At 48.4% G+C, this 11,851-nt stretch carries 12 protein-coding genes; 8 read left to right on the top strand and 4 right to left on the bottom strand.

Annotated elements, in window-relative coordinates:
• Window positions 1–101 precede the first annotated feature (101 nt).
• The 4 genes from AC3B4V_RS09930 to AC3B4V_RS09915 all read right to left on the bottom strand — a co-directional run bounded on the left by AC3B4V_RS09930 (window position 102) and on the right by AC3B4V_RS09915 (window position 3,235).
• Window positions 102–539: an NUDIX domain-containing protein gene (locus AC3B4V_RS09930; protein ID WP_488378299.1), complete on the bottom strand. Its 438-nt coding sequence runs from the start codon at window positions 537–539 to the stop codon at window positions 102–104.
• A gap of 55 nt (window positions 540–594) precedes the next feature.
• A complete protein-coding gene (locus AC3B4V_RS09925; RefSeq protein WP_023466820.1) occupies window positions 595–1,014 on the bottom strand; it encodes a hypothetical protein in 420 nt (139 codons plus the stop codon).
• Entirely contained in the window at window positions 1,004–1,426 is a 423-nt protein-coding gene (locus AC3B4V_RS09920) for a YwiB family protein (protein WP_231681721.1), read from the bottom strand. Before AC3B4V_RS09920 ends, AC3B4V_RS09925 begins: the two co-directional genes overlap by 11 nt.
• Window positions 1,427–1,534: 108 nt before the next feature.
• Complete coding sequence (locus AC3B4V_RS09915) at window positions 1,535–3,235, bottom strand: glycoside hydrolase family 13 protein (protein WP_251138197.1); 1,701 nt, start codon at window positions 3,233–3,235, stop codon at window positions 1,535–1,537.
• 349 nt (window positions 3,236–3,584) lie between these two features.
• On the opposite strand from AC3B4V_RS09915, the gene AC3B4V_RS09910 reads away from it, so the two are divergent.
• The 8 genes from AC3B4V_RS09910 to AC3B4V_RS09875 all read left to right on the top strand — a co-directional run bounded on the left by AC3B4V_RS09910 (window position 3,585) and on the right by AC3B4V_RS09875 (window position 11,829).
• The gene (locus AC3B4V_RS09910; RefSeq protein WP_064300519.1) at window positions 3,585–5,021 is read left to right on the top strand and encodes an NAD-dependent succinate-semialdehyde dehydrogenase; all 1,437 of its coding nucleotides are present in this window, start codon (window positions 3,585–3,587) and stop codon (window positions 5,019–5,021) included.
• Entirely contained in the window at window positions 5,018–6,646 is a 1,629-nt protein-coding gene (locus AC3B4V_RS09905) for an acetolactate synthase large subunit (protein WP_488378298.1), read from the top strand. The genes AC3B4V_RS09910 and AC3B4V_RS09905 overlap by 4 nt, the downstream gene beginning before the upstream one ends.
• Before the next feature lie 5 nt (window positions 6,647–6,651).
• Window positions 6,652–6,978 carry a bacillithiol system redox-active protein YtxJ gene (gene ytxJ, locus AC3B4V_RS09900; RefSeq protein WP_029343222.1) on the top strand — a complete coding sequence of 109 codons (327 nt, stop codon included), beginning with the start codon at window positions 6,652–6,654 and terminating at the stop codon, window positions 6,976–6,978.
• 244 nt (window positions 6,979–7,222) lie between these two features.
• Window positions 7,223–8,758: a DHA2 family efflux MFS transporter permease subunit gene (locus AC3B4V_RS09895; RefSeq protein ID WP_023466811.1), complete on the top strand. Its 1,536-nt coding sequence runs from the start codon at window positions 7,223–7,225 to the stop codon at window positions 8,756–8,758.
• A gap of 117 nt (window positions 8,759–8,875) precedes the next feature.
• Window positions 8,876–9,172 carry a metal-sensitive transcriptional regulator gene (locus tag AC3B4V_RS09890; protein WP_488378297.1) on the top strand — a complete coding sequence of 99 codons (297 nt, stop codon included), beginning with the start codon at window positions 8,876–8,878 and terminating at the stop codon, window positions 9,170–9,172.
• A gap of 13 nt (window positions 9,173–9,185) precedes the next feature.
• Complete coding sequence (locus AC3B4V_RS09885) at window positions 9,186–11,315, top strand: heavy metal translocating P-type ATPase (RefSeq protein WP_488378296.1); 2,130 nt, start codon at window positions 9,186–9,188, stop codon at window positions 11,313–11,315.
• On the top strand, window positions 11,312–11,518 hold the full coding sequence (locus AC3B4V_RS09880) for a cation transporter (protein WP_035399161.1): 207 nt from the start codon (window positions 11,312–11,314) through the stop codon (window positions 11,516–11,518). Before AC3B4V_RS09885 ends, AC3B4V_RS09880 begins: the two co-directional genes overlap by 4 nt.
• An 86-nt stretch (window positions 11,519–11,604) precedes the next feature.
• Window positions 11,605–11,829, top strand: a complete 225-nt coding sequence (locus AC3B4V_RS09875; RefSeq protein WP_023466807.1) for a hypothetical protein — start codon at window positions 11,605–11,607, stop codon at window positions 11,827–11,829.
• Window positions 11,830–11,851 lie beyond the last annotated feature (22 nt).

Genomic DNA, 11,851 nt, shown 5'->3' with positions numbered 1-11,851 from the left:
TGTTTCCTCCCTGTTCCCGATGATGGTTTCATCATACCGAGCGAAAGTAAATGAACGATGGAGACCGCTTTAAGGAATGTAAAGAAACGATGACAGCCGAGTTACCACTTCATCTCTTCAAACATGTAATAGCCTTTGTGCTGTTCTTCTAAATATGTCGATAACGGAAGACGGACGTCTTCACTCGTGATGTACTCCGCTAACTCCGTTTGATCGATCCACTTCGTCTCAATGATTTCTTCATCGGGATCATTTGGATCAAGTACACCACTCACTTCGCAATCAAAATAAGTCACGAGACTGTGCGCTCGATAGGTCGGCATGAAGTTCTCCGTTAAGAACGCAAACGACGACGATGTGACCGTCAAGCCGGTTTCTTCTTCCACCTCGCGACGCAGTGCTTGCTCGAGTGTCTCTCCAGACTCAATCTGTCCACCGGGTAAGCTCCAGCGCTTCTCCTGACCTGATTGATTATGGACGACGAGCAGTTGATCGCCCTTGCGGATGATCGCGATAATGATTCGATAGAGTGGATACATGGCGCTTCCTCCTAAAAAGACCACCTTGTCTAAAACAAGATGGTCCACTGATTGTTTATTCTAAACCGAGCGACTGTGGCAAACGGACTGCACGTGCGAAGGCATTTTTATAGTCCTTTTTCGCGACTAACTTTTCGACTTCACGGATTGCTGGATGCTGTTCGTCCGCGAACGCACCAAGAATCGTCAAGTAACGCTCGTATACTTGATCGTCTTCCTGACGTGCTTTCAAGAGTGCTGTATACAGCATGACGGTATCTTCACCGTATAAGACAGGTAGTTCTTCGTTAATTAAAAGCAGTGTATCAATCGCTTCTGGATCGACCTTCGGATTGTATTCCGTGATGACCTGCTCTGCGAGTCCTTCGAGTTGATCGCGCCATTCGTTGTAACGCGGCTCATCGTTCTCGAGCCATTCAAACCATTCCTCTTCCAACATCTGCTCCATTTGACGTACTGTTTGTTCAAATGCCATTCGTCTCACTCCGTTCCCAAGTTAAATCAATCGTATACGTACCGACTGCTTGTCCATTCATCTTTAATGTATAGCGAAACTGCATCTGCTGCCGTTTCATCTCAATCGTCTCCGTGTCCGTTTCCATCAACATCTGACCGAATTGACTGCCATATTGGCTTTTGGTCGTCTCTCCTAAAATGAAGACGTGATGCATCGCAACAGGACCTTTGCGATTCAAAGCGATCTGGTCTTTTGACCATTTGATCGTCGTATCGATCGGTTGTTCATCCGGCTGAACGAACTTCACGGCAAAACCGTCTTTTGTTTCGAACAATGTGCCGTCCGCCTCAAGTTCGACCGATTCACGCATCGGACCATCTTCGATCGTCGTCACTTGTCGTAATGACACCGGGTACTTTACTGGTTTCACTTCTATCACCTCATCGTTTAGCGTACACGATTTTTTCGTCTGATGCACCTTCTGCTTACATGCAAGAAAAAAACGGATTCGATGTACTTCGAATCCGTTCAAAACATATTAGCGCACACGGTACAGACGAGCTTCGAATGGACGAAGTTCCAGTTCTGTTCCTTCATGGTGCATCGTCGGATAGTTGCCAAGCAACATATTGTCCGAGTGCAAGATGATGTCCGTATCGATTTCTGCTGTTTCACCTTTTAAGTTCGTAACGATCAAGAATTGTTCATCACCAAACGTCCGTGTATACGCGTAGACTTTCGTATCTTCCGGTAAGATGAGATCATACGCGCCGTAGATCAACGTCTCTTCCATCTTACGGATTTGGATCATTCGTTTGTAGAAGTTCAAGATCGAATCTTCATCTTGTTCTTGCGACGCGACGTTGATATCCGCGTAGTTCGGATTGACACCAAACCATGGAGATTGATTCGAGAAGCCACCGTTTTGCTCATTTGTCCATTGCATTGGTGTGCGTGAGTTATCACGGGACGAGTTCCAGATGACTTCCATGATTTCCTCATGTGTTTTCCCGGAAGCGAGTTGCATCTCGTACATGTTTTTTGTCGCGACATCATCATAATCCGAGATGTCCGGGAATTGAACGTTCGTCATCCCGATCTCTTGTCCTTGATAGATGAACGGTGTGCCTTGCATGAAGAAGTACATCATCGCAAGCGACTTCGCGCTCTCTTTCCAGTACTGTTCCTCGTCACCCCAAAGAGAGACCGAACGAACCTTATCGTGGTTTTCGAGGTACAAGGCATTCCAACCTGTTGCTTCAAGTCCTTTTTGCCATTTCGTCAGCACTTGTTTCAGTTTGACGACGTCGACGCCTTTTTCTGCATCTGCACGCCAGAGATCCATGTGCTCGAACTGGAAGACCATGTTCATCTTGCCATTCTCTTCTCCGACCCATAGATCTGCTTCTTCCGGCGTGACGCCGTTTGCTTCTCCGACTGTCATGATATCGTATTTCGAGAATGTCTCATCCTTCAACTCTTCGAGATACGCATGGATGCCTTCGACGTTCATATGCATGTCGAATGACGGAACATACGGCATACCGAGCGGGTTCGGGAGATCAGCGAATGATTGATCCTTGTTGATGTGACTAATTGCATCGATTCGGAAACCGTCGATGCCTTTATCGAGCCACCAGTTGATCATCGTATAGACAGCTTGACGCATGTCGCGGTTTTGCCAATTCAAGTCTGGTTGACGACGCGAGAAGACGTGCAGGAAGTACTGCTCTGTCTTTTCATCATATTCCCATGCTGATCCACCGAAAATACTTTCCCAGTTGTTCGGTTCTCCACCATTGACGGCATCTTTCCAGATGTACCAATCGCGTTTATCATTGTCTTTTGATGAACGTGATTCAAGGAACCACGGGTGTTCATCCGATGTGTGGTTGACGACGAGATCAAGCAAGACCTTGATGTCACGCTTGTGCGCTTCTTCCATTAAAAGATCGAAGTCCGCCATCGTACCAAACTCATCCATGATATCTTCATAATCACTAATGTCATATCCGTTATCGTCGTTCGGTGACTTGAACATTGGGCAAATCCAAAGAACGTCGACGCCAAGATCCTTCAAATAATCCAGTTTTGCGATGATACCCGGAATATCGCCGATTCCATCGTTGTTTGCATCGTAAAAGCTGCGTGGATAGATTTGGTAAGCAACTGCTTCTTTCCACCAAGCTCGTGTAATTGTTTGTTGGGCCGTTTCAGGGCGCGGTATCATTTGTGTCATGTGTCGTGAATCCTCTCGTAGGTCAGTCTTTGGGGTGTTATTTTCATCAGTCAGTTAACTTCTATACATATAGCGCAACCGATTGCGCAATTCCTCTACCTTCATCTTATCAAATCCACTTTTAAAGTCAATGTTTCGGGGGTGATTCCACCATTTCACATCAACGGTTGTCACTCTTCGTCCACACTGAATATTTCAGATTGTTTTACATTACATTTACTGAATTATCCTACACTGTTTATCGGTCGATTTCTACCCTTTTGCATAACCTTTCCTTCCGAAAGTGAATCTTTTTTTCTTCGTTCGGGTATACCCTTACCAATGCATGTAAAAAAGGGGGATTTTCAAGATGAAGGGACAATTCTTTATTGGTGGACAATGGCTAGATCACGGACGAGAACGGACGGACGTTACGAATCCAGCTACTGGAGAAGTCGTCGGTAGTGTACCAAACGGAACAAAATCAGACGTCAACGACGCAGTAGAAGCAGCACGGAAGGCATTTCCTGATTGGTCGAAACGGACAGTCTACGAACGTGCCGAACTGCTCGAGAAGTTATATGCGAAGATGATTGAGAAAAAAGATGAACTGGCTCGCCTGATGACGCTTGAAATGGGGAAACCGCTCGCTGAATCAGAAGGTGAAGTGCAGTATGCCGCAAACTTCGTCAAATGGTTTGCAGAGGAAGGAAAACGCGCTTACGGACGTGTCATTCCAACACATGATGCTTCTAAACGACTTCAAGTCATCAAACAGCCGGTCGGTGTCGTTGCTGCAATCACACCGTGGAATTTCCCGGCAGCTATGATTACTCGAAAATTGGCTCCGGCACTCGTCGCCGGATGTACGTTCGTCATCAAACCACCAACAGCGACTCCGCTTACCGCGCTTCGTCTTCTTGAACTCTGTCAGGAAGTTGGGATTCCAGAAGGCGTCGTCAATGCCGTTACAGGGAGTGGGAAAGCACTCGGTGAATCACTCGCGACACATCCACATGTCGATAAGATCACCTTCACTGGTTCAACCGAAGTCGGACGGACGCTGATGGCTCAGGGAGCAGAGACGATCAAGGCGATGTCGCTTGAACTTGGAGGACATGCCCCGATTCTCGTCTTTGATGACTGTGATCTCGATTTAGCTGTCGCTGAGACGATTAAGTCGAAATTCCGTAATGGCGGACAAACGTGTGTCTGTGGAAACCGGATTTACGTATCCGACTCAATCTATGACACGTTCGTTGAAAAACTCGGGCAAGAGACAGCGAAGCTGAAGACCGGAAATGGTTTGGATGCTGAGACGAAGATTGGACCGATGATCAATAAGGCGGGTTACGATAAAGTCAAAAAGCATGTTGACGATGCGACATCTGCTGGTGCGCGAGTCGTCACGGGCGGAACAGGAACGACGGATGACGAGAACGATGTCTATTATTACGAAGCAACCGTTCTCGCAGACGTAAAACCTGGCATGCTGATCATGAACGAGGAGACGTTCGGACCTGTTGCTCCCGTCCAGCGTGTCAGTTCTGATGAGGAAGCAGTTCGTTACGCCAACCAGACACCGTTCGGTCTCGCTTCGTACGTCTTTACGAAGGATTACGCGCGTGCGATTCGTGCGATCGAAGGGCTTGATTATGGAATCGTCGGCTGGAATGATGGTGTTCCTTCTGCTGCGCAAGCACCATTTGGTGGAATGAAACAATCCGGTCTTGGGCGCGAAGGTGGCAGTGAAGGACTCGAAGCGTATCTCGAGACGAAGTACATTTCCATCGGTGGACTAGCGTGAACGCCGCGGATTGGTTCGTCCAATGTTTAGAGGCAGAGGGCGTCACGCATATCTTCGGTGTTCCCGGTGAGGAAAATATCACATTGCTCGAATCACTCAGTCGTTCGTCAATCACCTTCATCACGACACGTCACGAAACGAACGCTGCGTTCATGGCAGCGATGTTCGGTCGCCTGAGTGGGCGACCGGGTGTCTGCCTATCGACGCTTGGTCCCGGTGCGACCAACATGATGACCGGTATTGCAAGTGCAACGATGGATCACTCCCCTGTCGTTGCGATCACAGGTCAAGGCGCGACAGCACGGCAACATAAAGCATCGCATCAAATGTTTGATCTCGTAGACCTCTATCGTCCGGTCACGAAGTCTAGTACGTCCGTTCTGTCGGCGGAGGTCATTCCGGAAATTGTTCGACGTGCCTTTGCGACGGCACAAAGCGAAAAACCAGGGGCGACCCATATTTCTTTTCCAGAAGACATTGCAAAACAAGAACGTGATCAAGCAGCGACACCCTTACAGCAGGACAGTACACCAACGCATCTTCATTCCTTGACGATTGATGATCCCGATGCCTTACGTCTGATTGAGCGTGCAAAACGTCCCGTCATCATTGCTGGATTTGGCATTCATCGGCAACAAGCACTCGATGCGTTTCGAGCATTCGTCGAAAAGCTCCAAGCTCCCGTCGTCGAGACGATGATGGGAAAAGGAGCGATTTCTTCGCACCATCCGCTTGCTGCACACACGATCGGTTTACCAGACGTCGATTACAATCAGCGGATTCTCGATGCGAGTGACCTCATCATCACGGTCGGCTACGATATTACGGAGTTACCTCCGCAAAAATGGAATCCGAAAAAGACACCAATCGTCCATTTGGATACGAATCCTCACGAAATCGATGCCTATTATCCGGTCGTCGCGAACCTAGTCGGACCACTCGTCGATATGCTGACTGTATTGACTCCTTTACTGCCCGAGCGTGCGTGGAACGACTGGCAACAAGATCGCGATAAATTACGCGACGAGATTCAAGAAACGTACTCGCTTGCCTTGCCTTTACATCCTCAAAGTATCGTCCGTGAACTCGAACGAACCGTCGGGGAGGATGGCATGGTCTTCTCGGACGTCGGTGCACACAAAGTCTGGCTCGCACGCCATTATCAAACGACACGTTCGGATCAGTTGTTCATTTCCAACGGATTTGCTTCGATGGGCTATGGTTTATCGAGTGCGCTCGCAGCCAAGCTGTTATATCCGGACCGGCGAATCGTCTGTGCCGCTGGAGATGGTGCCTTTTTGATGAATGGACAAGATCTTGAAACCGCCGTTCGTCTGAAGCTTCCACTTGTCGTATTGATTTGGCGTGACGGAACCTATGGCCTGATTGAATGGAAACAACAACAAGCGTTTGGGCGGTCGTCCTACATCACGTTTGACAATCCAGACCTCGTTCAACTGGCTCATGCTTTCGGCGCACTCGGTCTCCGTGTCGGTGAACATGGCTCCCTCGCACATTGTCTTGACCAAGCATTTGCAAGTGATGGACCCGTTTTAATTGACTGTCCGGTCGATTATCGGGAAAATCTAAAGTTAAGTGAACGTCTCCGGACGTATGGAGGGTGATATACATGACACAACCACGTAAACTGCAATCTATTTCTGATTTTGATCAATTTGCGTCCGAACATACCGCGTTCGTGATTTGCAAACACAGCACGACATGCCCGATCAGTGCCGCAGGATTCTCGGAGTATACGAAGTTCGCGGATGAAACGTCTGTTCCAACAGCGTATCTTTTCGTCCAAGAAGCTCGGACGTTATCGAATCACATCGCCGAACATTACAGCGTTCGACACGAGTCACCACAAGTCTTATTCATTCAAGACGGTAAATCGGTCTGGACAGCCTCTCATTATGACATCACGAAAGACGCACTCGAAACAAACGTCCAGTAATGCTAGCTATGAAACAAGCCTCCGGCAGTTTCAAACTGAAGACGAAGCGCAATTTTTCTTTCACGAGAAGGATTGCGCTTTTTTGTTTACTTCACTAGAAAAACGCTTTCAATCTTACATAAAAAATAAAATTATCTTTCTTAGCTATTATTATTTGTAATTCGAACTAAATCGGATTAAGATAAACTACAGATAGAACGACCGTATAGAAATATGTACCGTTAGTTTAGTTAGGAGGATATTCATGCAACAAAGTGCAACTCACACAGCTCGAGCTCCTTACGGCATTCTCGCCGTTTTGATGATCGGGGCATTCATTGCTTTCTTAAATAATACATTGCTCAACATCGCCCTGCCTTCGATCATGAAGGATCTTGCGATTGAACCATCGACTGCTCAATGGCTGTCGACTGGTTTCATGCTCGTCAACGGTGTCTTGATTCCGACATCTGCGTTCTTGATTCAAAAATATTCGGTTCGTCGCCTCTTCTTACTCGCGATGACGCTCTTCTCGGCCGGAACGATTCTTGCCGGCTTCGCGGAAGTCTTTCCTGTGCTACTCGCAGGACGGATGATTCAAGCATCTGGTTCTGCAATCATGATGCCGTTACTGATGAACGTCATGCTCGTCAGTTTCCCGATTGAAAAACGTGGGACTGCGATGGGCTTCTTCGGATTAATCATGATGGGGGCTCCAGCGATCGGACCGACGTTGTCTGGTTGGATCATCGAGCACTATGATTGGCGGATGTTGTTCCACTTCATCACACCAATCGCCTTGATCGTGCTCGTTGCTGGTTTCTTCTTACTTCGTGACGTCAAGGAGCGGTCTGCCACTCGGATTGATCTCGCTTCCGTGGCACTTTCGTCACTTGGTTTCGGTGGCTTACTGTATGGATTCAGCTCAGCTGGCTCTAAAGGTTGGGACAGCTTCCACGTATATGGAGCGCTGATCGTCGGAGTCATCGCACTCGTGACATTCATTTACCGTCAGCTCCATATGGAACGTCCGATGCTCAACTTCAAGATTTATCGTTACCCGATGTTCGCCTTGTCTTCTGCCATCTCGATGGTCGTCACGATGGCGATGTTCTCTGGGATGTTATTGCTTCCGATTTATGTCCAGACGATTCGCGGTATCTCACCACTTGATGCGGGTCTCATGCTATTACCGGGTGCCATCTTGATGGCCGTCATGTCACCAATCAACGGGAAACTGTTTGATAAAATCGGTGGACGTCCTCTTGCGTTGACTGGTTTGTTCATCACAGTCGTTACCAGCTACTACTTCAGTCAGCTTGAGATGGATACGACGTATACGCATCTGATCGTCCTGTATTCGTTACGGATGTTCGGGATGTCAATGGTCATGATGCCAGTCTCGACGAACGGTTTAAACCAGTTACCAACGCGTTACTATCCACACGGAACAGCGATGAACAATACGCTGCAACAAGTATCCGGTGCGATCGGAACCGCCTTGCTTGTAACAATCATGTCAACGCATGCCAAGACACGTGGAACAGAACTCGCGGCTGAAGCGGCGAAGAACATGACGAGTCAACCGACAGCTGAAGCGGCTGCTGCTCTGAAACAGCAGATCACGATGCAAGCAACGCTCGACGGAATCAACTATGCGTTCTTCATCTCGACGTTCATCGCTGGCCTAGCATTCGTCCTTGCTTTCTTCATTAAACGGGCAACACAAGCTGAAGACATCATCAGCGATCAACGTTCATTAAACGAAACGATCGTCAAACCACAAGTTTCCAATCAATAAGTACAAAAGCAGTCGCCTCTCGCGACTGTTTTTTATTTCTTAAGCTAAATACTGGTACCCCCCATACCTATATGTTACAGTAAAGATAACAACAAGATTACTAAAGGAGGTACGACTATGACACACGATCACCCCGTCGTTCCACGAACGAACGAAGAACAAGATGCGTTGATGAAGCGATTGAAGCGCATCGAAGGGCAAGTCCGCGGGATTGCCAATATGGTATCTGAAGATCGGTATTGCATCGATATCTTAACGCAAACGGCATCGATTCAAGCAGCATTACGACAAGTCGAACTACAAATCATCGAACGCCACGTTAAGATGTGCATTCATGAAGTCGCCACTCGTCAAGACAGTACGGACGCTTACGTCGATGAGTTGATGGCGGTCATCGCTCGATTGAAAAAGTAAGGAGGGGTTTCTGATGTCAAAAACAATTGAGTTTGATATTGAAGGGATGACGTGTGCCGCCTGCTCCGCCCGGATTGAAAAAGTCCTCAACCGGATGGACGGGGTCGAAGCCACGGTCAACTTGCCGCTTGAAACCGCTCGTGTCTCGATTTCTGATGCCTATGACGATCAAGCAATCATCGAAAAAATCCGAAAAATCGGCTACGGGGCAACGGTCAAACAAGCACCACACGCAACAAAATCGAATCGCCGGATGCTGTATCGCTTTATCATCGCGGCCATTCTATCGTTACCGTTGCTCGCGAGCATGCTGACGCATATTCCAAACAGTCCGTTCCACCTTCCATTCTTGATGAATCCGTGGCTACAGTTTGCTTTAGCGACACCGGTTCAATTCATCATCGGAGCGCCCTTCTATAGTGGGGCCTATAAAAGTTTACGGAGCGGTAGCGCCAACATGGACGTTCTCGTTGCACTCGGAACATCGGCAGCTTACTTTTATTCCGTTGCTGAAATGCTACTCGTCTCTGATATGCCGCATCTCTACTTTGAGACGAGTGCGATTCTGATTACACTCGTCTTGCTCGGCAAGGTCCTTGAAGACCGTGCGAAACAACAGACGACGGGAGCAATTAAAAGTCTGCTCTCCCTACAAGCAAAGGAAGCCGTCATCTTAGAGGACGGACAGGAACGAACTGTCTCCATCGATGCGATTCAAACCGGGATGATCTTACTCGTAAAACCTGGGAACAAAATTCCGACAGATGGTGTCATTCGTGCAGGCGACGCGTATCTCGATGAATCGATGTTAACCGGTGAATCTGCGCCTGTTCATAAAACGGTTGGGGCATCCGTCATTGGTGGTACGCTGAATACGAACGGATCTTTACAAGTCGAAGCGACAAAAATCGGACAAGCGACGGTTCTTTCACAAATCATTCGTGTCGTCGAACAAGCGCAGACTGAAAAAGCACCGATTCAACGACAAGCCGATCGGATTTCTGGTGTGTTCGTGCCGATTGTCGTCGCCATCGCGCTTCTGACATTAGCCGCTTGGTGGATGATCAGTGGATCCTTTGCGGAAGCGATTCGTCCTGCCATCGCGGTGCTCGTCATCGCTTGTCCATGTGCACTCGGACTTGCGACACCGACTTCGATCATGGTCGGAACCGGAAAAGGGGCAGAACGAGGTATTCTCTTTAAAGGTGGCGCTCAACTCGAAAATCTCCAACATGTCGATGCTGTCGTCTTTGATAAGACCGGAACACTGACAGTCGGTCGCCCTGTCGTCGTCGAAACGTTCGGTACGGAGACAGCGCTCGATTTCGCTGCTGCGCTTGAACGGCAATCGGAACACCCTCTTGCTCGCGCCATCACAGCAGAACGGGATGTCGTCTTTGATATCGAACGGTTCCACGTCGAATCAGGACGTGGGATCACGGGACAAATCATGGGATATGATCTCATCGTCGGATCGGCGCGAATGATGCAGGAACGAAACATCGTTCTTCCTGATTGGACATCACCTGGAGCGACTCTCGTATACGTCGCTGTCGATGGAGAAGTCGCGGCCGGATACGCCATCCGTGACGCGCTAAAAGATTCAGCGAAAGAAACGATCCAGCGTTTGCGCCAGACAAAAGAAGTATATCTCTTGACCGGTGACCGCCGGGAAGTCGCCGATCATTTAGCAACAGAACTGGGACTGGATCCAGCGTTCGTCTTTGCTGACGTTTTGCCGATTGAAAAGGCAGATGTCATTCAGTCACTTCAACAAACGAAACGTGTCGCGATGGTCGGAGACGGTATCAATGATGCCCCTGCTCTCGTAACAGCGGATGTCGGCATCGCGCTCGGTAGCGGAACGGATGTCGCTCTTGAAGCAGCCGACGTGACGTTGCTTGGACACGACTTAAAACAAGTTTTACTTGCGATCGAGCTGAGTGAGCAGACGATGAAAAACATTCGTCAAAATCTCGTCTTCGCACTTGGCTACAATACGATTGGCATTCCGGTCGCTTTTCTCGGTCTGCTTGCCCCATGGCTTGCGGGTGCCGCGATGGCATTCAGCTCTGTCTCTGTCGTGACGAATGCGTTACGATTAAAACGTACCCCACTATCTGAAGGAGGAACTTCATCATGAAAGAAACAACGTTATCTGTCATCGGTATGACATGCAATCACTGTAAAGCAAGTGTCGAATCAGCTCTATCTGAAGTCGAAGGTGTACAACAGGCTACTGTCTCACTGGAACAAAACCAGGTTACAGTCCAGCACGAGGATGTTCCTCGTGAACGTCTCGTCGATGCGATCGAAGAAATCGGCTACGATGTACCGACTGCTTAAATTTTCATGCCAAACTGCTTCTAACACGCAGTTTGGCTTTTTTATTTTTTGAAAAGCGGGAATGTACGGAGTAAGGAGGGGTTCGTATGGTACCGAAAATCGAATTCGTAGAACACTTCGACGACAACAAAGGAAAACGATTTAAAATCGAACTTTGGAATCTCGGAACCTTCACATTCAGTGCCGAGTCAGCTCGTGGACCTGTCACCCGTTTCACCTCCATTGACATTCAATTCGTTCAAGCTTGCGTTCAACGAATGCGCTCGATCGTGGACGCTAAAAAAGCATTTCAGGAAGATCAACCGGTCTAATCCTGTTCTTTTTCTATTCTCC

The organism is Exiguobacterium sp. E17S, from assembly GCF_057772545.1.
This window is presented reverse-complemented; position numbering and strand designations above follow the sequence as displayed.